This is a genomic window from Actinosynnema sp. NPDC004786, assembly GCF_053601135.1.
In genome coordinates, this window is the sequence record NZ_JBSGBG010000053.1 from 39264 (window position 1) to 63406 (window position 24143).

Annotated in this window: 23 protein-coding genes; 10 read left to right on the forward strand and 13 right to left on the reverse strand. The window is 71.1% G+C overall.

The window, feature by feature from the left end:
• Positions 1-14 precede the first annotated feature (14 nt).
• Together ACWEFJ_RS33745 and ACWEFJ_RS33750 are read left to right on the forward strand one after the other, a co-directional pair.
• A complete protein-coding gene (locus tag ACWEFJ_RS33745) occupies positions 15-1892 on the forward strand; it encodes a hypothetical protein (RefSeq protein WP_449716210.1) in 1878 nt (625 codons plus the stop codon).
• A gap of 31 nt (positions 1893-1923) precedes the next feature.
• Positions 1924-2769 carry a hypothetical protein gene (locus ACWEFJ_RS33750; protein WP_449716211.1) on the forward strand — a complete coding sequence of 282 codons (846 nt, stop codon included), beginning with the start codon at positions 1924-1926 and terminating at the stop codon, positions 2767-2769.
• Positions 2770-2958: 189 nt separating this feature from the next.
• On the opposite strand, the gene ACWEFJ_RS33755 is transcribed toward ACWEFJ_RS33750, so the two are convergent.
• A complete protein-coding gene (locus ACWEFJ_RS33755; protein WP_449716212.1) occupies positions 2959-3120 on the reverse strand; it encodes a hypothetical protein in 162 nt (53 codons plus the stop codon).
• A 159-nt stretch (positions 3121-3279) separates the two neighbouring features.
• Here ACWEFJ_RS33755 and ACWEFJ_RS33760 point away from each other — a divergent pair, with 159 nt between their 5' ends.
• From ACWEFJ_RS33760 to ACWEFJ_RS33780, 5 genes are all read left to right on the forward strand, one after another.
• Complete coding sequence (locus ACWEFJ_RS33760; protein WP_449716213.1) at positions 3280-4032, forward strand: GAF and ANTAR domain-containing protein; 753 nt, start codon at positions 3280-3282, stop codon at positions 4030-4032.
• A gap of 344 nt (positions 4033-4376) precedes the next feature.
• A complete protein-coding gene (locus tag ACWEFJ_RS33765; RefSeq protein ID WP_449716214.1) occupies positions 4377-5393 on the forward strand; it encodes an endo-1,4-beta-xylanase in 1017 nt (338 codons plus the stop codon).
• Between the two features lie 674 nt (positions 5394-6067).
• Positions 6068-8167, forward strand: a complete 2100-nt coding sequence (locus tag ACWEFJ_RS33770) for an ATP-binding protein (RefSeq protein ID WP_449716215.1) — start codon at positions 6068-6070, stop codon at positions 8165-8167.
• 328 nt (positions 8168-8495) lie between these two features.
• Positions 8496-9185: a hypothetical protein gene (locus ACWEFJ_RS33775; RefSeq protein ID WP_449716216.1), complete on the forward strand. Its 690-nt coding sequence runs from the start codon at positions 8496-8498 to the stop codon at positions 9183-9185.
• A gap of 403 nt (positions 9186-9588) precedes the next feature.
• Positions 9589-10530, forward strand: coding sequence for a helix-turn-helix domain-containing protein (locus tag ACWEFJ_RS33780; protein WP_449716229.1), 942 nt, complete (start codon positions 9589-9591; stop codon positions 10528-10530).
• A 57-nt stretch (positions 10531-10587) separates the two neighbouring features.
• Here ACWEFJ_RS33780 and ACWEFJ_RS33785 read toward each other — a convergent pair whose 3' ends face one another.
• The 10 genes from ACWEFJ_RS33785 to ACWEFJ_RS33830 all read right to left on the reverse strand — a co-directional run bounded on the left by ACWEFJ_RS33785 (position 10588) and on the right by ACWEFJ_RS33830 (position 20529).
• Positions 10588-12420 (reverse strand): peptidoglycan DD-metalloendopeptidase family protein, encoded by a 1833-nt coding sequence (locus tag ACWEFJ_RS33785; protein ID WP_449716217.1) that lies wholly within the window; start codon positions 12418-12420, stop codon positions 10588-10590.
• Between the two features lie 198 nt (positions 12421-12618).
• Positions 12619-13110 carry a DUF5662 family protein gene (locus ACWEFJ_RS33790; RefSeq protein ID WP_449716218.1) on the reverse strand — a complete coding sequence of 164 codons (492 nt, stop codon included), beginning with the start codon at positions 13108-13110 and terminating at the stop codon, positions 12619-12621.
• Positions 13111-13453: 343 nt separating this feature from the next.
• Positions 13454-13858 (reverse strand): NUDIX hydrolase, encoded by a 405-nt coding sequence (locus ACWEFJ_RS33795; protein WP_449716219.1) that lies wholly within the window; start codon positions 13856-13858, stop codon positions 13454-13456.
• 97 nt (positions 13859-13955) lie between these two features.
• The gene (locus tag ACWEFJ_RS33800; RefSeq protein WP_449716220.1) at positions 13956-14957 is read right to left on the reverse strand and encodes an alpha/beta hydrolase; all 1002 of its coding nucleotides are present in this window, start codon (positions 14955-14957) and stop codon (positions 13956-13958) included.
• A gap of 17 nt (positions 14958-14974) precedes the next feature.
• Complete coding sequence (locus tag ACWEFJ_RS33805; protein ID WP_378086065.1) at positions 14975-15280, reverse strand: putative quinol monooxygenase; 306 nt, start codon at positions 15278-15280, stop codon at positions 14975-14977.
• Positions 15281-15422: 142 nt separating this feature from the next.
• Entirely contained in the window at positions 15423-16025 is a 603-nt protein-coding gene (locus tag ACWEFJ_RS33810; protein ID WP_449716221.1) for a hypothetical protein, read from the reverse strand.
• A gap of 253 nt (positions 16026-16278) precedes the next feature.
• Positions 16279-17529 carry an iron uptake transporter deferrochelatase/peroxidase subunit gene (efeB, locus tag ACWEFJ_RS33815; RefSeq protein WP_449716222.1) on the reverse strand — a complete coding sequence of 417 codons (1251 nt, stop codon included), beginning with the start codon at positions 17527-17529 and terminating at the stop codon, positions 16279-16281.
• Positions 17526-18641, reverse strand: a complete 1116-nt coding sequence (efeO, locus tag ACWEFJ_RS33820) for an iron uptake system protein EfeO (protein WP_449716223.1) — start codon at positions 18639-18641, stop codon at positions 17526-17528. The genes efeB and efeO overlap by 4 nt, the downstream gene beginning before the upstream one ends.
• A gap of 15 nt (positions 18642-18656) precedes the next feature.
• Complete coding sequence (gene efeU / locus ACWEFJ_RS33825; RefSeq protein WP_378086073.1) at positions 18657-19481, reverse strand: iron uptake transporter permease EfeU; 825 nt, start codon at positions 19479-19481, stop codon at positions 18657-18659.
• A gap of 121 nt (positions 19482-19602) precedes the next feature.
• Positions 19603-20529 (reverse strand): M48 family metalloprotease, encoded by a 927-nt coding sequence (locus ACWEFJ_RS33830; protein ID WP_449716224.1) that lies wholly within the window; start codon positions 20527-20529, stop codon positions 19603-19605.
• A gap of 98 nt (positions 20530-20627) precedes the next feature.
• Here ACWEFJ_RS33830 and ACWEFJ_RS33835 point away from each other — a divergent pair, with 98 nt between their 5' ends.
• Positions 20628-21047, forward strand: a complete 420-nt coding sequence (locus ACWEFJ_RS33835) for a BlaI/MecI/CopY family transcriptional regulator (RefSeq protein WP_378086077.1) — start codon at positions 20628-20630, stop codon at positions 21045-21047.
• Positions 21048-21138: 91 nt separating this feature from the next.
• Here the strand turns inward: ACWEFJ_RS33835 and ACWEFJ_RS33840 are convergent, their stop codons facing one another.
• Both ACWEFJ_RS33840 and ACWEFJ_RS33845 read right to left on the reverse strand, forming a co-directional pair.
• Positions 21139-21804, reverse strand: a complete 666-nt coding sequence (locus tag ACWEFJ_RS33840; protein WP_449716225.1) for a DsbA family protein — start codon at positions 21802-21804, stop codon at positions 21139-21141.
• A 209-nt stretch (positions 21805-22013) separates the two neighbouring features.
• On the reverse strand, positions 22014-22373 hold the full coding sequence (locus tag ACWEFJ_RS33845) for a hypothetical protein (protein WP_449716226.1): 360 nt from the start codon (positions 22371-22373) through the stop codon (positions 22014-22016).
• A gap of 388 nt (positions 22374-22761) precedes the next feature.
• Here ACWEFJ_RS33845 and ACWEFJ_RS33850 point away from each other — a divergent pair, with 388 nt between their 5' ends.
• Both ACWEFJ_RS33850 and ACWEFJ_RS33855 read left to right on the forward strand, forming a co-directional pair.
• On the forward strand, positions 22762-23511 hold the full coding sequence (locus ACWEFJ_RS33850; protein WP_378086083.1) for a VOC family protein: 750 nt from the start codon (positions 22762-22764) through the stop codon (positions 23509-23511).
• A 333-nt stretch (positions 23512-23844) separates the two neighbouring features.
• Positions 23845-24078 (forward strand): hypothetical protein, encoded by a 234-nt coding sequence (locus ACWEFJ_RS33855; protein ID WP_449716227.1) that lies wholly within the window; start codon positions 23845-23847, stop codon positions 24076-24078.
• Positions 24079-24143 lie beyond the last annotated feature (65 nt).

Below are 24143 nucleotides of genomic sequence, written 5' to 3' on the forward strand. Positions count from 1 at the left end.
CCTGGAGAACCGTCATGACCGCAAGCCCATTCCTTCCCATCAGCCCGGAGACCAAGCCGCAGCCCCTCCAGATCAGCACGATCGGCGACACCACCGTCGCCACCATCACCTTCCAGCTGAACCTCGACCAGTCCGTGCCGGCCTCCCACGACAAGATCGACCTCGTGCTGTCCGTCCCCGTCGGCACCACGGACACCGATCTGACCGAGGACTTCGACCGCCTGAAACCGGCCACCCACGGACCGACCGGCTGGCACACCAGCAAGGACAATCTGCGCCACGAGATCCGGCTCACCGGCGGCACGCTGGCGAAGGCCGACGGCCTGGCCGTCACCATCAGCGACGTGGCGGTCAACAAGGTGCCCGGGAACTCCGGCATCAGGCTCGGCTACGAGAAGGGCGGGAAGCGGACCGACTGCCGCACCATTCCGCTGCCCAAGTTCCCCAAGGAATTCTACCTGCGGAACTTCCGACCCAAGTACCTCCAGGTCGGCGCCGGGACACCGGCCTTCCTCCAGTGGGAGGTGAACATGTCCCCCCAACTGGACCTCCAGTGGGCCGGCGCCTCGACCCCTCACGGCACCACGCGGCTCACCGCGAAGAACGCCAAGTCCTGGACGTCCGCGCCGCTCCACGACACGACGACGTTCGTGCTCACCGCCACCTACCGCGACTCGACCTCGCACGAGCCACTGGTCTTCAACACCGCCTGCACCGTCTACGTCACCCGCCCCGACCTGGAGATCGGCGGGCTCGACGTCAACGGGCCGGTCTCCGCCTACCGCCGACCGCGACTGCTCTTCGACGACGTCGAACTCCTCACCGAGAACGGCAAGCAGATCGCGCACGGCACCATCGACGACACCTCCAACATCCGCACGTCGTTCGACGACCTCTTCGGCGACACCGGTGTCGAACACGCCACGGCGACCGACGGGCTCCTCCTGGTACAGGTCAGCGGCGCGAACCTGTCCCTCGACGTGCTGTCACCACTGCCGCGGGTGGCCGGCGCCGCGGTCGACACCTCCGTGAAGCCGCGCTTCAAGACGTGGAAGGTGGCCGACGGCCACGCGCTCACCGTGCCGATCGCGGCGAACAGCCGGCTCACCGTCCGGGCACCGGAAAACCTGGATCCGAAGAAGAAGGGCCGCCTCACCGTGCACTGGTTCGCGCAGGGCACCACGGACTCGCTCCAGAAACACCAACCACTCGCCGTACCGGTGCCCGCCGGGCGTCGTACCGCCGACAAAGCCGAGGTCTGGTGCGTCTACTACCTGGAGTGGCCCAACGTCTGGCGCCTCTACCTCGACAAGGACGGCGCGTGGCAGCCGAACTGGACCGACGACACGGGCGTCGCCCACAGCTCCGACCTCTCGCCGACGCCGTTCGACCAGCTCTGGCCCCAGCTTCCCGTCATGGTGAACAACCGCACGCCGATCGCCGGGTTCGCGACCGAGAAGACCCAGTCCGCCGCCAATTGGTCCGCCTATTTCCTCTTCGGTGACGGCACATACCTGACCTACGCGGAGCAGTCCAACAAGGGCACCGTCACCTCCGGCAAGACCACCGAACTGCTGCCCTGGAACATCGGCGCCACAGCCGTGCCCGTCACCGCCGTGACCAACGTCTACGGCAGCGCGGGCGGCGCCGACCACGTCCTGGTGTTCAGCGGAAAAGACTACCGATCCTGCAGGATCGGCGAAAAGGACCATTCCGAGAAAAGCGCGGTCTCCGCCGCCGCGCCGCCAATCGACGCCGCCTTCGGCGGACCGGACGGGAATGTTCGCCTGATCGGCTCGCGGAAGTACCTCACGTGCACACCGCATGCCGAGAACGATGCCATCACCATCACCGAAGGCTCATCGGGCGACCTTCCGCTGGGCAAGAAGTAGAGAACCCGACAATCCGACCCGAGGAGAGACGATGACAAACGGTACATACTCGATCGAAGAGTGCCGAAAAGCCGTGCAGGAGACGGGTTTCCACCTGCCACTCTGCGTGGACCTCGATGGCGCTCCGACCGATTACTGCGCAAAGGCGGTACCACAAGAGGCCCAGGAGTTCTGCGTCGAGCGCGGAACGCCGAACTGGCCCCTCGAAATGTCCTACTGCCGCCTCCCCGACGGAACCATCAAGATGTCGGACCCGCACTCGAAGGATCCCGCAGGTGACTGCGCGGCGGCAGGCGGGTCGATGGCCTCGTGCCTGTGCTGCTGCGCCGACATGTACGGCGCGGTGATCGCGTTGTCCGAGGGACAGGAGGAACTCGTCTCGGAGGTCGGCAAGGGCCGGCAGGTGCTGGCAGGCGCATTCGGGCCAGGTGGGGACGTCGTCTGGGACCAGGCGGCGGTCACCTTCAGCGACGGTTCCCGCGACCAGCAGGGCGAGCGCGCCGTCCGGATCAACCTCGGCCCCGGGGCGACGCCGTCGGGCACACTCGTCTGCTCGCCCGACCAGCCGATCCTGCTCCACGACGGCACGCTGGTCTCCGCGTCCCGGCTGCACCGACGGGACACGGTCATGGGCGCCGACGGCAACGCCGTGCCCGTGCACTCGGTCGAAACCATCGAGATCGTGGGCGGTCTGCACCACCTGGGTGTGGGCCGCCCGGACGACGGCGCCCATCTGCTACGGGTCGCGAACATGGTGATCGGGGACTACTACCTGCAGTTGCGGCCGGATCTCCTGGCCGATCGCTGGGCGGCCGACGCGCAGGAACGCCCACACGTGTGGGAGCCCGGGTATGCCCGGACGGACGCGAAGTCCTGAGAGGGCGTTCGAGAGGGAACCCCCAACTGTCCGGCTCCGGTTGCTGCGGCACGGACTCGTGCCATGATCTCGTGGAGGTCGGGTCCGTGTCCGCGATAGTGAACCTTTCATCGTGATGTCGTAGATCCCGGCACAGGCCGAGCGGCGGGAACGTCACACGCAGGTGCGCCAACCGGCCGACCGGATCCGTCACCAGGGCGACACCGCCCGCATGCCGTCGATGCCCCTCACCGACCCCGCCGGGAAACGGGCCGTGATCGCCCGGCTCAACACCACGGGGTGCTGCCGCCCCGCGCCGAGGGTGCCGTTGTAGCCGGCGTTGCGGGAACCCGCCGCCCCCGCCGCGCGCATCGGGATCCTCCATCCCCGGACACCCCGACCGGCGGGAGGCGCTGCCGTCCCCATGCGTTAGGTTGTCCGACTGGAGGTGTTCAGCAGGCAGCATCCCGATTCCCAGCCCCGCCCGGTCCCGTGGCCGTCGCGGGGCACGGCCCGTCGAGGGGTGCACCGATGACACGTGACCAGGACGTCCCCGTCCGCGCACTGGCGTCCGAATTGGCCCGGATGGGCAGGTTGATCGAGGACGAGGAGCACGAAGCCGTCGGACGCCGGTTCACCGAACACCTGGTCCGCACCGTCCCGGGCTGCGACCTGGCCTTCCTCGCGGTCGACCGCCGGGGTGAAGTCGACGTCGTCGCGTCCACCGGTCACCCGCCGCCCGACCTCTCCGCGGACGAGGGCGATCCGGTCCGCGAGGTGCTGCGCTACCGCGAACCGCGCCGCCTGGGCGACACCGGGCAGGACCACCGCTGGCCGCTGTTCGCCTCGCGCCTCGCCGTGCACGGCCACCGCAGCTGCCTCGTGCTGCCCCTGCCTACCGAGCACTCCCCCACCGCCGCGGCTGTGCTGCTGTCGAAGGAATCCCACCGGTTCAACGACCACTCCTACGACATCATCCTCATGATCGCCCTGCACGCCGGCGTCGCCCTGGACAACATCGAGGTGCTGCACCACAGCAAGCAGCTGGTGCGGCACCTGACCACGGCGCTCGACACCCGCCACACCATCGGCTTGGCCCAGGGCCTGCTGATGCGCCACTTCGCCCACGACACCGACCAGAGCTTCACGCTGCTGCGGCAGGCGTCCCAACACACCAACCGCAAGCTGCGCGACATCGCCCACGACCTCGTCGCCGCACACGAGCGCGGGGACTTCGACGAAGCACTGACCCGGAACCGCATCACCGCCGTCGCACTGCCCTGACAGAGCGCAGCAGGATCGCCAACGGGGCGGCATTGGCGACCGCGGCGTCGATCCGCGGCTCGTCCCGGCCGACGGGGAAGCCCGCGGTGCGGGCGTCGAGCGCCGGGAAGGGGCGCTGCGGAACACCGATGCCGGCCGCCTCCGGACCCCCGCCACGCCCGGAGGCGAGGTCGGTCGCGCCGAGGTGGCGCCGACCGTGTGGCCCGAACGTCCCTCCCGTCTTTGCCCGAACAGCACCTGCCGCCTCCGAAACAAATCTGCGAAGCTGTCGAAAGTTTCCGCCCCGCAGTGCTGTCCCGCAGTGCTGTCCCGCCGCTTGGTCGACGAGGATCGAGGAGGAACGCGTGAAGAAGTCGATCGGGGCCGTGGCGCCCCTGGCAACCGCCCTGCTGGTGACCGCCTTGCTCGCGGCGCCCCAGGCACACGCCGCCGCGTACACGCTCAAGGACGCGGCGGCGGCCACCGGCCGGGTCTTCGGCGCGGTGGTGCCGGCCGGCCTGCTCGACGTCGCGGACTACACCAAGGCGCTGGACCAGGAGTTCGGTCAGGTCACGCCCGAGAACGAGATGAAGTGGAACGTCGTCGAGCGGGTCCGGGGCAAGTTCGACTACGCCGCCGCCGACCGCCTGGTCGACTACGCCGAGAGCCGGGGCATGGCGGTGCGCGGCAGCGTGCTGGCGTGGCACAGCCAGCTGCCCGGCTGGGTGATCAACATCAGCTCGGGCGCCGAACTGCTGACCGCGTTGCGTGAGCACATCGCCGGCGTCGCGGGCCACTTCCGCGGTCGGGTCGACTACTGGAACGTGGTCAACGAGGCGTTCGGCGACAGCGGGGCCCGGCGCAACTCGGTGTTCCAGGAGCGCATCGGCGACCGCTGGGTCGAGGAGGCGTTCCTCGCGGCCGAGGCCGCCGACCCCACCGCGAAGCTCTGCTACAACGACTACTACACCGACGGGTTCGGCCCGAAGTCCGACGCCGTGTACGGGCTGGTGCGGGACTTCATCGCGCGCGGCGTGCCGATCGACTGCGTCGGCTTCCAAGGGTACTTCACCAGCGATCACCGGGTGCCCGCGGACATGGCCGAGAACCTCCGGCGCTTCGCCGACCTCGGGGTGGACGTGCACCTGACCGAGCTGAACGTGACCGGTTCCGGCGAGACGCAGGCCAAGGAGTACGCCGTGGCCGTCAGCGCGTGCCTGGCGGTGCCGCGCTGCACCGTGATCACCGTGGGCGGCGTGACGGACAAGTACTACTGGAACGCCGCCAAGACGCCCCTGCTGATCGACGCCGACTACGGCCGCAAGCCGGCGTACTTCTCGGTGCTCGACGCGCTGAACGAGGCGGCCACGGGCCGGCGGTAGGCAAGGGCGGTCGTCACGTGGTCCCGCCGGGTCCTTCGGCCCGGCGGGACCACGCGCGCCCGGCGCGGGGACGCCTCGCCGGTCGCCGCGGCGAAGCGGTCGCGCGCCGCGGACGTCAGTACGTCGGGGTCGGGATCAACGGCTGCACCAACACCCACAGCCGATCGGGCGCCAACCGCAAGGCCGACCGATGAACCACGGCACCGCATCATGACAGCACCACTACAACCGCGTTACCCATGCGGACGTAACGGCCTGACGTCGGGCGGCGAAGATCGTGTCAGAGGGTTTCCGCACGTCGGTGGCTGGTTGTGCTCGGCAACCGCGGTGACAGGGATGCGCATGGCCGAGGAAGTGCTGATGGCGACCGGTGTCCGGCAAGAGGGCAATGCGAGGCAGAGGAACCATGATCGCCGGCAGGGGCGAAGCGCGCGCTCGATGCGCTGCCGGGCATCGACTTTGTGACGTGCGACAACCGAAGTGCCGACATCCACCTGTGCGTCACGGGCGCAGGAGCAACGCCTCATTCCCCGGTCAGGCCCCGGATCCGGCCTACAAGCCTCCCACGCCATGCCGGCCCGGTGGGAAGGCTCGTGCGAGTCCTCGCGTTCAGCGGCACGTGAGCATGCCCGTCGCTCTTCCCGAGCGGTGTTCGGCCCCTCCAAGATGGGTAGGTGCAGGAGGAGCACGTGCGGAACTCGTTCTCAGGTGACGCCGGTGTGGTGATCCAAGCAGGGGTCGTCCACAGCGGTGTGCACGTCCACCGGTCGCAGGCATCAGGCTTGCCGGTTCCCCGGCAGCTCCCGTTCGACGTGCTCGGTTTTACCGGTCGCGCCGACGAGTTGCGGCGAATGGACGAGTCGCTCACCGGGGACGGGACAGCAGCGATCACGGTGGTCTCGGGCGCGCCGGGTGTCGGGAAAACGGCGGTGGCCGTCCGCTGGGCGCACCGGGTGAGCGATCGATTCCCCGACGGCCAGCTGTACGTGAACCTGCGCGGATTCGACACCACTTCCCCGGTACCTGCGCACCAGGCGCTCGATGCGTTCGTCCGGGCCTTCGACGTCGCGCCCGAACGGATTCCCACGCAGGTGGACGAACTCGCCGCGCTGTACCGATCCCTGCTGGCGAGCCGCCGGGTGCTGGTGGTGTTGGACAACGCCGCCGATGTCGACCAAGTCCTCCCCCTGCTGCCTGGCTCCGCCACGTGCGCGGTCGTCGTCACGAGCCGCAACCGCCTCGCTGGCCTGTCCGCGGGCGCGGGTGCGCAGCGGGTGGCGCTGGAGGCGTTGTCCCCGGTCGACTCGGTGGCATTGCTGAGGGCCACCGTGGGGTCCGACCGGCTGGACGCCGAGCCCGAGGCCGCCGCCGGGTTGGCGCAGCTGTGCGCGGGCTTGCCGCTGGCGCTGCGGATCGCGGGCGAACGGGTGGCGGGCAGCCGGCACCACGCCCTCGCCGACCTCGTCGAGCAGCTCGCGGCCGAGCACGACCGGCTCGACCTGCTCGCGGCTGTTGACGACCAGGTCGACGTCGTGCGGGCGGCATTCTCGTGGTCCTACCGGAAGCTCCCCGCGCCCGCGGCGGGCATGTTCCGCAGGCTGAGCTGGCACGCCGGCCCGGAATTCGGGGTCCCGGCGGCCGCCGCGTTGGCCGACCTGCCGGAACCGAAAGCCCGGCGGGTGCTGGAAGCACTGGCGGGCGCCAACCTGCTCACGGAAGTCGGACGGGAACGCTACCGGTTCCACGACCTGGTGCGTCTCTACGCGCTGGAACGCGCCGAGGCGGAGGAGACGGCGATCGACCGGACGGCTGCGGTACGACGCCTGCTGGAGTGGTTCCTGCGGATGGCCGATGCCGCCGACCACCAGCTGACCCGCCGCTCCTACTGCGTGACGCTGGCCCACACCGGTGCCGACGAGTTCTTCCCCGACCAGCGGCGGGCGATCCAGTGGTGCGAGCTCGAGCGCGTCAACCTGAAGGCCGCGATCCGCCAGGCCTCCGACAGCGGCGAGCACTCGATCGCGTGGCGGTTGCCCGTCGCACTGTGGGGTTTCTTCTTCCTGAACAAGCACATGGAGGACTGGACCAGTGCCTTGACCATCGGATTGGCGTCGGCCAAAGAAGCCCGCGACCGCCGCGGCGAGGCGTGGATCCTGCACGCGCTCAGGGAAACCCGGTTCAGCATGCACGAGGCGGCGGATGCTTCCGGATACCCGAGGGAGGCGCTCGCCATCTTCCTCGACATCGGCGACCAATGGGGCGTCCGGGAAGCACTGAGCAACCTCGGCTACTCCCACCGCCTGCTGGGACAACCCGAACAGGCGCTGGTCCACCTGAACGACGCCCTGACCCTGTGGCGGCAAACCGAGGACCTGTGGGGCCGGGCGTGGACGCTGCACAGCCTCGGCGAAACCTACCTCGACCTGCGCCGGTGGGACGACGCGGCGCAAGCCCTGGATGAGGCCCTCCACCTGTTCGCCCGCATCGAGCACAGGCAAGCCGAGGGCTTCGCCATGAGCAACCTCGGCTACGTCCTCCTCGGCACGGAGCAGTTCGCGTCGGCCATCGATCAGTTCCACCAGGCCATGGCCGTCCACGACGAGGTCGGAGACCGCTGGAGCACGTCCCGCAGCATGACCGGCCTCGGCATCGCCCTGCACGCCACCGGCAACACCGAAGACGCCGACAGATATTGGCACGAGGCACTCGCCATCTCCGAGGACCTGCAAGACCGGTCAGCCGCGGAACGGATCCGCGCACTGCTCACGAGGTGAGTCGTCGATCTCGCGGCGGAGGAGTCACTCCCCACACGTCCAAGGGCATCCACGGGAGCAGCGCTTCGCGCGGAGCCGTAGCCGCGTGACCGCAGTGCTACGGCTTGGGTCGAGCGAGGAGTCTGCGCAATTGTGCGGACTCACAAGTGCTCACGGCGCGCTGCCCTCCGGGCCTCCGTGCATCGGGCAGTATTGCTACGTGAACGACGGCGCTCTGACCCGCGGTCCCGGAGATGAAGACCCGGTCGACACCGATGGTGGGTCGCGCCCTCGGCGCGGTGCCCGAGCGGGCGGACAACGTGCCCGGGCTTCCACGGACGGAACGGTCATGCAGGCGGGCAGGGACGTCACCGTCAACTACTCCCAACACGTCCACTCCACCGCGCCAAGGGGGTGGTGGACTCGGACGATCGCGGTTCTCGCAGTGGCGGCGGTCGTGGCGGTTGTCGTGGTGGTTGTCGGGCTCACGGACTGGCGTGCGCTCTTCGGCTCCACCTCGATCGGATCGCCGTCACCGACGAGCGGGAGTCCTTCTCCGGGCAGCGCCTTCCCACCACGGCCCACCACGACCGTGAGGACGTCGGAACCCGTGCCGGACACGTCCCTCGGCGAGTCGGAGTCGATCATGACGAAGACGGGGTACCGGCTCAAGCCGTCCTCCGATCCCCGGACCAACGACCAGGACAAGATCGACCTCGACACGGGCTGTCCCGGCTGGGGCACGACCTCCGTCCCCATCGGCCGCAAGCGGTGCGGGGAACTCGCCGACCTCATCGTCGAGACCTACGGGCTGCACGCGCCCAACGATGCACCACTGCTCTCGCTCGTGAGCGGCCCGGCCACCCTCACGTCCTGCCGTGACCGGGTTGACGGCGTCGGAACGATACAACTCGAAGACCTGGCCGACGGTGCGGAACTGTGCGTACGCACCGACAAGCACAACATCGCCGCCGTACACGTCAAGTCGGTGGACGACACCGGGGAGATGGTGATCGACTACGAGATCTGGGAACCCTGACCACCCAACCCGCCGGCTTCGTCACGGCAAGTTCGAGCCGCGCCGTGCATGCCGATGCACGGGTGATCACGGCTGCGAAAGGTCACGCGACCGGCCAGGGCGCTCGCTCCGCACCGCCGGGCCGCAGGACCTGATCCGTCGGACGAGTCGGCACAGGTGGTGCGTCACTGGATCGGGTGACGTGCCATGGCCTTCCTTGCGACCGCATGTGCGGCTGAACGGGTTCCCTTCGTCACCTGTTCCGGTGGCCCGGAATACGCCCACCGAATCGGCCCGGGCCCCGCACTACATTCACGGACTGCTCCGGGGACGACTGCGGCGACTGGGGGGAGACGTGTGGCGAACAGTGTTCCAAGCCGAGGAGGGCTCGGCCGGCGGTGAGTGGTTCGACCGGTGGCGTGAGATGAGCAGGGGATCGTCACCGCCCACTCTTACCTACGCCGATCGCCCGGAGGATTTCGCCTCTCCCACCATGCGCATGCTGGACCTGGGCGCGGTGCGGGTCGTCTCGGTCACCGCGCCCCCCATGCGCAACGTCCGAACCCACAGGCTGATCCGGCAGTCCGATCCCGAGCAGTGCAACCTGCTGTTGATCACCGACGGACGATGCTGGTTCGACCACGCCGGCAAACGCGTTCAAGGTGTCCCGGGGGATCTGGTCGTCTACGACACCTCGCACCCCTACGAGGCCCGGATCGAGGCCGACGTCGCGCAGGCGAGCGTTTGCGCGGGATTGCAGGTCCAGTTCCCGCGCACGCTGCTACCCCATCCCGCGATGCTCGACCGGCTCCTCGGCGCGCGGTTACCGCCGCAGGACGGGATCAGGAGCATGCTGACCTCGGTCCTGCTGAACCTCGCCAAGCCGTCGGCCACCTACCTGCAGACCGACCTCCCGCGCCTGGCCGTGATCACCGTCGACCTGGCTGTCGCCCTGCTGGCGCACGAGACCGACACCACCGGGCACGTCGAACCGGAGGCCCGGCAGAGGGTGCTGCTCAGCCGGCTGCTCGACTTCGTGGAACGCCACCTCGGCGACCCCGGCCTCTCCCCCGCGACGCTCGCCTCCGCCCACTTCATCTCCACCCGGTACCTGCACAAGCTCTTCCAGGCCGACGGCAAGTCGGTGGCCGACTGGATCCGCGCCCGCAGGCTCGACCGCTGCCGACGCGACCTGGCCGACCCGCGCCACGACGCCCGTCCCGTCCACGACATCGCCGCCAGGTGGGGGTTCGGGGACGGCGCGCACTTCAACCGCCTCTTCCGCCGCGCCTACGGCCTGCCTCCCGGCCAGTTCCGGCGCATGGTGCGCTCGTCTCCGGCGATCATCGGCGGCCGTGACCGTTGACCCGGGGGAAGGGGCGGAGGCCGGCTCACGGTCTCCACCCCTGGTCCTGCCGGCCACTCACTTCGTCCAGTAGGCCGCGAAGCGGTGCCCGCCCGCCTCCTGGTACCCGGTCACGGCCCGGGTGAGCAGACCCGCGGCGAGTTGGGTGTCGAACTCGGCCTGGTACTGGGCGCCGGTCAGCCCGTGCCGGGCGACGAGCGCGGCCACGGCGGGCTTCTGCTGCCAGATGGCGGAGATCCGCGGGCCACCGTTGTGCGTGTAGGCGGCGAGGTGGGCGAGGTGGCGTCCCGCGGCCTTGTTCTGGTCGAACTCGGTCTGGTACTCGGCGGGGGTGAGGAAGCTCTTGACGAAGAAGCTCCCGACGTCCTTCTTCTCGTAGAGCGCCGTGTAGCTGCGCTCACCGGACACGGACACCGGGCTGACGTTGACCGGTCGCCAGCCCTTCGCGGTCAGGTCGTCGAACGCCTTCTGGTGCTCGACCGCGGACAGGCCGTGGTAGGCCGTGCACTCCGGGCCCGGCGACTTGACGAAGATCGGCGCGTAGCGGATGCCGCCGCCGCTGAGGTAGCTCTCGACGTGGACCAGCCGGAAGCCCTGCTTCGTGAACGTGTCGAAGACGGTCTGGTAGCCCGCGGCCGTCAGCCCGTGCTTGGCGGTCCGGGGCACGCCGTCGGCCGGGCGGAAGACGACGTTGAAGAACGTCTCGCCGTTGACGTCGTAGCCGTCGATCCACACCAGCCGGTACCCCGACTTGGTGATCCGGTCGAACTCCAGCTGGTAATCGCTCTCGGCGATGCGGTGCCGGGCGATCTCGGCCCAGCCCGGCGGGTACCAGGCGGGCGCGGTGGCCGCCGGCCAGATCGCCGAGGTCACGTTCGGCAGGCACTGGTCGTCGGCCTTCACCCAGGGGCCGGCCGGGTCCGGCGGGTTGAGCGCCGACCGGTCGAGCACGTAGAGCGTGTGGTAGGGCAACGGGCGCAGCGGCCCACCCCAGGGCGCCGTGGCGTTGATGCTGTGGACGTGCAGGTGCGGGCCGCTGGAGTTGCCCGAGTTGCCGGCCAACCCGAGGAAGTCGCCCTCCTGCACGACCGCGCCCTTGGCGAGCAGCGCGGGGTTGAGCGACCCCTTCCGGAAGTGCGCGTACAGCACCAGCTCGTCACCGTGCTGGAGGTAGAAGTGGTTGCCCTCCACCGGGTCGGGCGGGGAGAGGTCCTGTCCCGGGGCCGGGTTGTCGGGCCGGTCGTCGGCGAAGGCCACGACCGTGCCGTCAGCCATGGCGTAGACGGGCTTGCCCCAGATGCGGAAGTGCTCGTTCTTGTCCCCGGCCTTGCCGGGCAGGAGTTCCGACCACTGGAGCTTGGCCGGGTCCCAGGCGACGACGCCCATGTCGTAGGCGAACAACTGGCCGCCGTCACCGGCCGGGGCGTGCGTGCCGCTGCGGCCCGACCAGTACTCGCCCTGCTTGAGGTCGGTGGCCCGCGCCGGGAACCGGTAGCTCGCCGCCGCGGTCGGGCTGCTGTGGGGCGCCAGCGGCAGCAGGACGGCAGCCGGGGTGTCGAAGCCGTCGCACGTGAGCCCCACCCGGACGGTGGCCGGCGCCGGCACGGGCAGGAAGACGGTGTTCGCGGCGGCGAAGGACCACGACGCGGTCTTCCCGGCCGCGATCGTCAGGTTGACCGGGATGGTCACCGGGTTCACCGCCGGCGCACCCACGAAGGAGACGAGCACCTCGGTGATGTGCACCTGTTGGCCCTCGTTGTTCTTGATGACCAGTCTCAGCGACAACTGGCCCTTGGCCGGACCGCCGGCGGACGGCGGCGCGAGCCGCCCGTACACCACCGCCCCGGCCTCCACCGGCTCGACGGACATCACGACGTTGGGCGATCCCATGGCGTTCTCCTCGCTCCCCACGACGAAACGTTGCGGGACCAACATGTCCGCCCGGCCGGCCCCGTGTCGTTGACCGCGACGGCACAGCGGTTGACGATCCGCGCACTGATGACGTGATCGGCGCGGGCCGACTCGTCGTGGTCCGTGGCCAACCAGGGCGGTGGTGTGGTCGGTATCGGGTCTGGCGGCTTTGCCGTGTCAGGGTGACGAGTCGTGGTCCGGTTCCGCGGACAGCCATCCGAGGTGGCGGGCGGTGTTGGTCAGGATGTCCATCAGTTGTGGCGCGATGTCGAACCGGTCGCGGTTGATCGCCAGGCCGGCCGCGAGGTCGCCGTGCGGGGCGCGTTCGGTGGCCGCCTTCCAGTCCGCCAACATCTCGAGCAGGTCGATCAGGGTCATGCCGTTGATGCCGTCGGCGAAGTGCTCCGGGTGGTGGCGGTTGTGCGCGTAGTGGTGTCGCAGCCCTTCGCCCATCCCTTCGACCAGGGACGAGTACTCCTCACTGCCGTAGGCCGCGGCGCGCAGGCGTGGCACGACCTCGTCGTAGACGCCCCGCTCCGGCTCGCGGGTCTTGCTCAGGTCGTGCCGGACGGACCGGTCGAGCAACTCCTTGATCGGCCGGCCCATCAGCTCGGCGACCCGCAGGCTGTGCCACAGCGTGTCCGGCGTGGAGTCGTACGGCATGCCCATGTGCTCCCCTTCGACGGGAAATGCGGATCGGGATCACCCGGTCGGGACGGCCCGACCTCAAGACCGTGAACGGTGATCGGGGCGTCGGGGCCGGTGCCACGTCGCAGCCGCTGGACGCCACCGCGGGCCAAGAGAGGACTGTAGGCCGCGCCGCGCGGGCGGTCGGCGGGATCGGGCGCTGCCACCCGGTCGGGCCGCGCCTGTTGGTGTCGGTCACAGCGGACCCGGGCGACGCGGTGACCGGCCACCTCGAAACGCTGACCATCAGGCGCTCCGACGGCGACCGCGGGCATCCGTTGATCGGCATGGTCGAAGGGTCGTCACGTCGTGCGGGGCCGGCGTTTCAGCCGGGCGGCGTGTGGACGACGCGCCTGGCGATCTCGGCGTCGAGTGGGCTCATGTCCTCGCCGACGGGGCCCGACGGCGGCCACCACAGGAAGTCGAGCACCTCGTCGTTGACCAGCAGTCGGGGCAAGGCCCGGAGCCGGACCCGGTAGACGGCGAGGAGTTCGTGGCGGTCGGGGTCGACGAGGTCGAACTCGGCCACCGCGACGCCGTCCGCCTCCACCCCGTCGATGCCGGTCTCCTCCCGCAACTCCCGGACCGCGGCCTGACGGGACGTCTCGCCCGGCTCGCGTGATCCTCCCGGGAGTTCCCACTGCCTTCGCCAACTGTCGAAGACCATGAGCACGGCCCCCGCGTGCTCGACCACGACCACGGACGCCGGAACGGCTGCCGGATCGTCCAAGCGCTCCAACTCCGAGTCCGTGACGACGCGGAACCCCGTCAACGTGTTGCCCGCACGGTCACGGACCGCGGGTATCGGGTCGCCGTCATGCGACCGGTCAGCTCGCGGACACCGCATGCTCAGGACGTCCGTTCTCGTGCTCGTTCTGCGCGGCAGTGCCGAGGACCCGCCCGAGCCATTCGGTGCGGGTGCGGCGGGCGGCGGTCGACAGGCGTGCCTGTGGGTGGAGCGCGTCGAACGCGTGGAACCCGCCCGCCCAGACGTGCAGTTCGGCCTGGCCGCCCGCCGCCCAGATCCTGGTGGCGTAGTCGACGTCCTCGTCCCGGAAGACCTCGGCGGTGCCGCAGTCGATGTAGGTCGTGGGCAGGCGGGAGAGGTCGTCGGCCGTCGCCGGGGAGACGTAGCGGGACACGTCCTCGCTGTCGCCGAGCACCGACCGCCACGCGAACTCGTTCATCTCGCCGGTCCAGACGCCGGGGCCGCCGGAGAACTGGCGGCTCGACGCCGTGGTATTGCGGTGGTCGAGCATCGGGCAGCTCAGCACCTGCGCGACGATCGCCGGGCCGCCGAGGTCACGCGCCATCAGCGTGACGCCGGCCGCGAGGCCCCCGCCGGCGCTGATCCCCGCGACGACGATGCGGGCGGGGTCCACACCCAGCTCGTCCGCGTGCTCGGCCACCCACACCAAGCCGCGGTAGCAGTCGTCGACCAGGGTGGCGCCGGTGAACTCCGGCGCCAGCCGGTAGTCCACGGAGACCACCACGGCACCGAACGCGACGAGCCACTCCAGCGGGATGTCGATCTGGGAGAGGCGGTCGCCCATGACCATCCCGCCGCCGTGGAGCCAGTAGACGCACGGCATCGCGGACTCGTCCGCCCTCGTCGGGCTGAAGATCGAGAGCGGGATCTCCGTGCCGTCCTGCGCGGCAACGGTGACCTCCCGACGGTCGACCGGGTGACCGGCGAGGAACGTCTCGGCCGGCGGCGACGGGACCTGCCGCAACCGGGCGAGGATGTCCGTGTCCAAAGTGGACATGAGTGTCACCTCGGCGAGCAGCGCGCCCAGCTCGGGGTCGTGTGCGGGGTGTGGTGCGGTCATGCCGGTTCCCCTTCCCGTCAGAGGGCGGACTTGCCGCCGACCGGCACCAGGTCGGTGTACTCGGACTCGCCGACGAGCAGCGGCCGGAGCGCCGCGACGAAGACCTGCGCGGGCTCGGAGGCGAAGACCGCGGCGTGTGCTTCGGGGGTGGTCCAGCCCTCGATGACGTGGAGGACGTCCGGGTTGCTCGCCGAGCGGCTGACCAGGAAGACGACGCAGTCGTCGTGGGGCAGGGACGGCGCGTCGAGCATCAGCTCGAGGACCTCGTCCCCCTTGCCCGGCTGAGCGGTCATCGTGGCGGCGAAGCCGTGGCCGACGGTCATGCGATCACTGTCTCCTCGGTCTTGGAGCGTGATGTGCTCCGGAACTCCGACGACTCCAGGAAACCGTTCTGACCAGTGGTTTTGCTAGATGAATGCTCTCTTTCCCTTGCACGATCCTCTCAGTGCGGGTTCGCCTCCGGGGTCACGGGCTGGTGATCTGCGCGACGAGCGTGCCGTTCTGGGTGGTGACGCCCTGGCCGGTGGCGCATTGCAGGAGGTTGAGAACCGGGTAGAGCCAGACGACGGTGGCGTTGCCGCCCAGGAACTTGCCGCTGATGACGGGTCCGGTTCCGGTGACCTGTTCGGTGCCGCCGAGGACGACGTCGGTGAAGGTGAGGTCGACCACGGACTGCTCGCCGGTGTTCCACGTGATGGTGAAGGCGGGATCGCGGACGATGCTGGGTGGCGCCAGGCAGGACGCCTGGTCCAGGACGATGCTGCTGCCCGACGTGCCGCTGGTGATGGCGGGATCGGTGGACAGGCAGGAGTTGAGGCTGTCGGTCTCGGTGTAGGCGACCGTCCGCGGCGTGTAGGTCAGGCCGGGCTGGTAGGTGATGGTCGAGCCACCCGTGCAGGTGGTCGAGGAGGCGGCCGAGGCGGTGGGTGCGGCCGACAGGACGGCGGCCACGGCCAGGACGGCGCCGGCGGCGAGCGCGGTCCACCGCCGACGGGTGCGGCGTGGCACCGTGATCGGCAACTGCGGCGTCGGCGCGGTGGGCGGTTTGGGTTTTCCGTTGCTGGACAAGGTGGCCTCGTTTCGACGTGCCGGACCGGGCGTGGGGACGACTCCCGCGGTCGGGCCGGCGAGCAACCGGACCACCATGCTGAGCCCGAAAGGGTGTACGAGGTAGAGGAAGAAGACCCGGAAAACGGCACGAGCCGACGTGCGTCGCGGCAGCGGACGGCAGCGGACGGCGTTTCAGGCGCGCAGTGCGAGCGGTTGAAGCGCTTCGACGGGTCCGGGTGCCGCAGTTCTCGGCGGAGCGTGCGGTCGGGGGTTACCCGGTGAACAGCGTGTCGCCCCAGAAGCCGCCCTCCCGGACGCCCGGCGGGATGGCGAAGTGGCCGGAGCCGGTATGCTCCAGGTACTCCATCATCCTGTCCTTGGTGGACAGTGCCTGCTGCATCGGCACGAACTGGGTCGCCGTGTCGCGGTTGAAGCAGATGAAGAACAGCCCCGCGTCCAGGTGGCCGAGGCCGTCCGAGCCGTCGGTGAAGTTGTAGCCGCGGCGGAGGATCTTCACTCCTCCCAGGGCTTCCGCGGACGCCAGGCGGATGTGGGCGTCCTCCGCGATGAGGGGTTTTCCGCCCTTGCCCTTGACGTGCAGGTCGACCGGGTCGAACTCGGCGAGTTGGCCGAGCGGCGCGCCGACGCCCTTGGTCCGCCCCACGACGGCCTCCTGCTCGGCCAGGGACGTGCGGTCCCAGATCTCGACGTGCATGCGGATGCGGCGCGCCACCAGGTAGGTGCCGCCGGTCAGCCAGTCCGGGCCGTCGCCGGGCTGCACCCAGACGTGCTGCCGCAGCAGGTCGTGGTCCTCGGCCTTCAGGTTGTTCGTGCCGTCCTTGAAGCCGAACAGGTTGCGCGGGGTGGCCTGGGAGGTGGAGGTGGACGACGTGCGCCCGAAGCCCAGCTGCGACCAGCGCACGGCCACGCGCCCGAACCCGATGCGCACGAGGTTGCGGATGGCGTGGACGGCGACCTGCGGGTCGTTGGCGCACGCCTGGATGCACAGGTCGCCGCCGCTGCGGTTCTCGGCGAGGTCGTCGCGGGGGAACCGGGGCAGGTCGATCAGGCGTGGCGGGCGCAGACCGGCCAGGCCGAACCGCTCGTCGAACAGCGAAGGTCCGAAGCCGATCGTCAGCGTGAGGCCGGACGCGGGCAGGTCCAGCGCCTCGCCCGTGTCCTTCGGCGGCGCGTCGGGGCGTCCGCCGACGGCCCCGCCGGCGACGGCCTCCTGCCCCGACGTCATCCGGCGCGCCGCGTCGGTCCAGTCCTTGAGCAGCGCCACCAGGTCCGCGCGCTCGGTGGTGGTGACGTCCAGCGCCACGAAGTGCATCCGGTCCTGTGCCGGGGTGGTGATCCCGGCCTGGTGCTCGCCATGGAACGGCACGGCGTCGGCCAGGCCGGAGGTGGACCGCACCTCGTCCGTGGCCGCGCCGAGCGCGCCCGCCGCCGCGCCCGCGCCCGCCAGGGCGACGCCCGCTCCGGCGAGCCCGAGCAGCCGCCGCCGGGGCAGCCCGGTCACCGCGACACCACCTCGGCGACGTGGGAGATCGGCTCGCCGAGCGCGTCCACGGCCGCGGCCAGCGCCTTGACCTCCGGCTCGGTCAGCGCCGTGTAGGGCTTGAACCCGTCGCCGTCGCGGTGCGCTTCCAGCAGGGCGTCCAGGGCGGCGAACTTCTCGTCCACGGTCGTGACGAGCGCCTTGTCCCTCTCCTCGATCACCGGCCGCAGGGCGGCGATCGCGGCCTGGGAGCCGTCGACGTTGGCCCGGAAGTCCCACAGGTCGGTGTGCGAGTAGCGGTCCTCCTCGCCGGTGATCTTGCCGGTGGCGACCTCGTCCAGCAGTTCCTTGGCGCCGTTGGCCAGTTGCAGGGGCGTCAGCTCGACGGCCTTGGCCCGCCGCACGACCTCGCCGACGTCGGTCAGCAGTCGGTCGGCGACGGCGGCCGAGTCGGCTTGCGGGCCGGACTCCCACAGGTCCTTCTCCAGCCGGTGGAAGCCGGTGAACTCCACGCCCTCCTCGATGACGTCCTCGCGGCCGTCGATCTTCGGGTCGAGGTCGCCGAAGCTCTCCGCGACGGGTTCGATCCGCTCCCAGTAGGTCCGGGCGACCGGGTACAGGGCCTTGGCCCGCTCCACCTCGCCCGCCTTCACCGCGGTCACGAACTCGCCGGTCTTCGCCAGCAGGCTGTCGGCCTGCGAGTTGACCCACCGCTGATAGCTCCGGGCGGCCTCGGCGAGCGCGGCGTCGGTGTCGGTGGACTTGCGGCCGTCGCCGGTGACGGTGAACGCGCCGCGGATGCCGTCGCCCTTCATGCCCGGCTTGCAGGCGGTCTGCAACGCCCCGGGCTCGGTGACCTCCACGATGAGCCGCCGGGTGAGGCCGGGCCCGATGTTCTCGACCTCGCCGAGGATCCGGTCGCCTTCGGCGAACAGGTAGAACTCGGTGACCTTCGTGCCCTTGTTGGTCACCTCGAAGGTCACGTTGCCGGTGGTCGCCTCGGTGCGGGCGACCTCGCAGGCGTCGTCGGACGCCTGCACGGCGATGACGCCGCCGTCGTCCGCGGCGGGCGTGCTCGTGCCGCACGCGGCGAGCAGGAGGAGCAGGGCGAAGCCCAGGGTGCGCTTGGACACGTGTGTGACTCCGGTTCAGTTGCCCGACGCGACGCGGGCGCGCGGGCGGATCAGGAACAGCGGCAGGACGATGGCGACGTACCCGGTCCAGGCGACGGCCTGGAGCACGGTCGTGCGCTGGGAGTAGTTGAAGATGCCCTTCAGCAGCGCCCCGTGCCAGGAGTCCTCGGGAACGGACTCGCTCAGGTCGAACGCGAGGGTGTCCAGGCCGGGCAGGATCGCCGCTTCCTGGAGGTCGTGCAGGCCGTAGGCGAGGACGCCGGCCGCCACGAACACCAGCAGGGCGCCCGTCCAGGTGAAGAAGGTGCCCAGGTCGAACCGGATCGCGCCGCGGTAGAGCAGGAACGCGAGCGCGATCGCGACGGCGATGCCGACCAGGAACCCGATCAGCGGCTGGGTCGTGCCGCCGCCCGCGCTCTGGACGCTGGAGTAGAAGAAGACGGCCGTCTCCAGACCTTCGCGGCCGACGGCGAGGAACGACACCGCGACGATCGCGAGCGGCCCGACGTCGACGGCCTGGTCGAGCCTGTCGCGCAGGTCCCCGGCGATCGTGCGCGCGGTCGAGCGCATCCAGAAGATCATCCCGGTGACGAACGCGACGGCGAGGATCGACATGCCGCCGCCCAACGCCTCCTGCGCCTCGAAGCCCAGGGTGGCGGTGGTGAACGTGATCACCGCGCCCACGGCCACGGACAGCGCCACGGCGACGCCGACCCCGGTCCAGACGTGCGGCAGCTTCGACCGGCGGTCGGTCTTGACCAGGAAGGCGACCAGGACGCTGACGACGAGCGCGGCTTCGAGCCCTTCCCGCAATCCGATCAGCCCGTTGCTCACGAGCACCGCGCACCCCGCCTTGTTTAGGTAAGCCTAGGCAAACTTCGACAAGACTGTAGAAGATGAGCGGTCCGGTTTGTCAAGCGGCGCACATCGGGCACGTCGACGGCCGGCGAGGAGGGATCGACTACCGCAGGGAGGCGAGGTGCAGCAGCTCGACCAGGTCGTAGACGCACTCGCCCGTCCACCCGACCGTCCCGGCCGCCAGCAGCACCGGGAGCACCGCCGGCCACCGCCGGCGCAGGTCCGGCGCGATCAGCGCCGACACCCTCCGGGGCACGGCTCCGGGCGTCGAGCCCGACGCGGCGAGCAGGCCGTGCGGCCGACGCCCGTGCCCCGACGTGGCCAGCGCGGCGTGGCCGAGCGCCCTGGCGACCGCGCGCCGGTCGCCCAGTTCCGCCGCGGCGGCTTCGTCCGCGGCACGTTCGGCCAGGTAGGCGACCTTCCTCGCGACCGGCCACAGCACGGGGTGGATCGCCGCGGCCAACCGCGCGAGCCACACCAGCCGGTGGTGGCCGCCGGCCAGGTGCGCGCGCTCGTGGGCGAACACCGCCGCGCGCTGGGGTCCGTCGAGCGCGTCCAGCATCCCGGTGGTGACGACGATCCGACCGGGTTCGCCCTTCGCGGCGGGGAGCGCGAAGGCGTCCGTGCGGGCGTCGTCCACCACGACGACGCCCTCGTGCCGGTCCAGCCACCGGACCTCGCCGCGCACCGCCTCGACCGCGCGCCGCCGCCGTGCCCGTGCGACGGCGACCACGGCCACGATCGCGCACGTCCACGCCAACGACACCCACGGGACCCACCGCACGTGCGCGGTGTCGGCGACGACCTCGTCCGCCGACCAGTGCCCCCACGCGGCGACGACCGGCAGCTCCGCCAACGCCTTGAGCGCGAACGACAGCAGGGTCACCGCGCCCGCCCCGGCCGCCACCACCGCCGTCCACGCGAACACCCGCACCGCGAGGCCGGGGCGCACCCGGTCGGCCAGCGACGCCGTGCCCAACAGCACCAGCAGCGGCGTGGCCAGCACGGACCAGGCGAAGTGGTCGAACACGGGAACCCCCTTCGGGACGGCCCAGTCTCGCACGGGCGGGCACGGGCGCGAACGCCGCCGAGGCGGGTCCGGAATCGGCCGAAGGTACGATTTGCACCGTGGACGACGGCACTGCGAAGAACGACGGCGACCGGCCGTCACGCCGCCATCCCGGAGCGCTGTCGTCCAGGGTCCTCGAGGTGCTCAACGACTCGGCCGAGCCCCTGACCCCGGCCGAGGTCCGGGCACGCGTCGACCCGGCGGGCGCGCTGTCCTACAGCACCGTCGTGACGACGTTGACCAGGCTGCACGACAAGGGCATGGCGACGCGCAGCCGCGACGGCCGCGCGTACCGCTACACGGCCACCACCGACCCCTCGTCGCTCACGGCCTGGCGCATGGGCAGGTTGCTGGAGAGCGAGCCGGACCGCGCTTCCGTGCTGACCCGCTTCGTCGGCGCGCTCGCCGAGGACGACGAGCGCGTCCTGCGCGACCTGCTGCGCGACCTCGACGACGGTCAGAGCGGCGTCACCCGGTAGTCCTGGAAGGCGGTCACGACCAGCAGGACGACCGCCGCGTACCAGGCGGTGAGCACCAGGGGGAGCGGTCGGGTCGTGGAGGGGGCCGTGGTCACCGGGCGAGTTCCCGGTCGATCGCGGCCTTGAGCGCCTCGTAGGTGGGGTCGCCCTCGAACAGGGCGCCGTTGACGAAGAACGTCGGGGTGCCGCGGACGTCGAGCGCGATCCCATCGTCCCGGTCCTCGCGCACGCGCTCCAGCACGGCCGGGTCGTCCAGGTCGGCCTCGAACTTCGCCACGTCCAGCCCGAGCGCCTCGGCGAACCCCACGAACGCCTCCCGCTGCGAGTCCCGCTTCTCGCCCCAGGTCGGCTGGGCCTCGTACATGGCCCGGTACATCAGGTCCAGCTTGCCCTGCCGGCCCGCGGCCTCGACCGCGCGGGCGGCCAGCTCGGCGTTGCGGTGGCCGGGGATCGGGAAGTGGCGCATCACGAACGACACCCGGTCGCCGTACTCCGCCCGCAGCTGCTCCACGCCGGGGAACGCCGCCCGGCACGCCTCGCACTCCAGGTCGAGGAACTCGACCACGGTGACCTCGGCGTCGGCGGTCCCGGACAACCGGTGGCTGTCCGGGCGCACCAGCGGGACGGACGTGCCGGGGTCCGGCTGCGCGCCGGCGGCGGGTGGCGTGTCGTCCGGGCGGTTGACCAGCGCGAGCGCTGCCACGACCGCGACGACGACGGCGATCACGGTCAGGGAGACCTTCGCGTTCTTCGTCATGTTCACGTTTCCACTTCGGTTCGCTGTGACGAGTCAGGGGGATGGCCGCGCCCGGGAAGGGGTGGGCGGCAGCACGCGGCGGCCGCGCGCGAACGCGGCTCGACGTCGTGGATCGGCGGCGGTTGGCCGCGGGAGGGGCGGTTGGCCGCGGGAGGGACCGGGAGCGGTGCCCGGTTCGGGCGCGTCCGGGGCGGACGTGCCGGGTGCTCCTACGTGCGCAGCACGCAGAGCTGGGTCAGGCGCGGGGCCGGCAGGTGCCCGCGGGGCAACGAGACGGCCGGCAGCCGCACGGCCGCGGACAGCGGCACGAGCGGGCTGCGCAGGCCGAGGACCGCCAGGAGGGCGGCCACGAGCAGCATCAGGCAGGCGCCGATCGTGCCGTCGCGGTCGGCGGGCGCTTCCCCGGTCGGGAGGCCCGGCCGTTCGTCGGGGTGGGCGTCGAACACGGCCGTGGCCGCCCCGGTGGCGCAGCACGCCGCGGGCGGGAGGCCGGCCGCGCACGCCGGGTTCTGCAACAGCACGATGCCGACGACGGCGACGAGCACGGCCAGGAACCGCACGAGCCTCACTCGCGCCGCGGCCGTCCTGCCCGTTCCCGACACGGGCCCCAGGTTAGCCAGTGCCCGTCGTGCCGCTGTGAACCAGGCATCCTCCGCGCGGCGTCATCTCGACGCATCGATGGGTACTTGTTCGTGGTCGCGGTCGATGACGCCGGAATTCCGGACGAAGACCGGGTGCTCGCCGTCCTCGTTCGCCCGGGGAATCGAGGACGGCCAGGCCGCTCACCCGGTCGTGCCCCACGACGACCAGGATCGGCCGGCGTCCCGCAGTCGCGGCGGGCGTTCAGGGTCGCCGATCCGCAGCCGACGCCCGGGGACGTGGTCGGCGGGCGGTCGACGGGCGGGCGGTTTAGCGTGGGCCCGATCGCCGACACGACCGCAGCCGGAGGGGGCAGTCATGGTGGTTCGCACGAGTTCGTGGCCCGCGGGCACGCCCTGTTGGGTCGACATCAGCACCGACGTCGACCGCGCCGTCGCCTTCTACGGCGAGCTGTTCGGCTGGCGGTTCGACGTCGCCGGCCCCGAGTACGGCGGGTACGGGGTGGCGCTGCGGGACGGGCACCCGGTGGCCGGGGTCGGGCCCAAGCAGGACCCCGGGCAGCCGTCGGCGTGGACGACGTACCTCGCCACCGACGACGTGGAGGCGTCCGCCGAGGCCGTCACCCGGGCGGGTGGCCAGGTCGCGTTCGGGCCGATGGTCGTCGGCGACAAGGGCACCATGGCCGTCGCGGCGGACCCGACCGGGGTGCTGTTCGGCCTGTGGCAGGCCGGCACGAACACCGGGGTGGACCTCGCCAACGAGCCGGGCAGCCTGGTCTGGAACGAGCACACGAGCGGCGACGTCGGCGCGGCGAAGCGGTTCTACGCCGAGGTCTTCGGCTACACCTACGCCCCGGTCGAGGGCGCCGGCGACTACTCCACCATCGCGCTCCCCGGCGACGCGCGGCCCGTCGGCGGCATCGGCGCGGGCGCCGGCGGGTGGCAGGTCTACTTCCAGGTCGCCGACGCGGACGAGGCCGTGGCGGCGGTGCGGCGACTCGGCGGCACGGTCGTGGACGAGCCCGTGGACACGCCGTACGGCCGCATGGTGAAGGTCGCCGACGACCAGGGCTCCACCTTCCACCTCATGGGCGTGCCCGCCGAGTAGCGCGCCCGTCGCGGGGCCGACGACCGGCAGGGCGTCGGCCCCGAAGCCTGTCCGCACAACGGTTCCCCCCGCCGCACGTCCCGGTGTCGGCGCAACGCGCTGCGCCGAACGGTCCAGTTGATCACGGACGCTGGACAACGACGCCGAAGTGCGCTGAGGTGGAGGCACTGGGGCATCACTGGGGGGTAAGTCGACGGAAGTCCGCTCCGCGCGTCGCCGACGCGCGGAGGGGTTGTCGCGCGCGCTTCCGCGCGAGTCCCCCGCTGTTCCGGAGGCCCTCGCCAACAGCGTGTGACGAAGGGGAACTCTGTGGGGAAGAGACCGTTGTCCTTGGTGGCCGCCGCCCTCCTGGCGACCGCGGCCGCCGCGGCGTCGCCGGGTCCGGCCGCCGCCGCGCCGGCGGGACCCGGCGCCGTGATCGAGGTGAAGCTGTCGTCCGGGGCGGACGTCGCGGCGGTGCGACAGGCGCTGGACGACCGCGAGATCGCCCGGGTGACGCCGCTGTTCGCGCGCCTCGGCGACCGGCTGGCCCGGCTGCGTGATTCCGCTCACGCCCGTGAGCGGTAACCACACCGGGCGACACACCGGCGGGGCAGGGATCGACCGGTCGTGACCGGTCAGCGGCCTTCGGC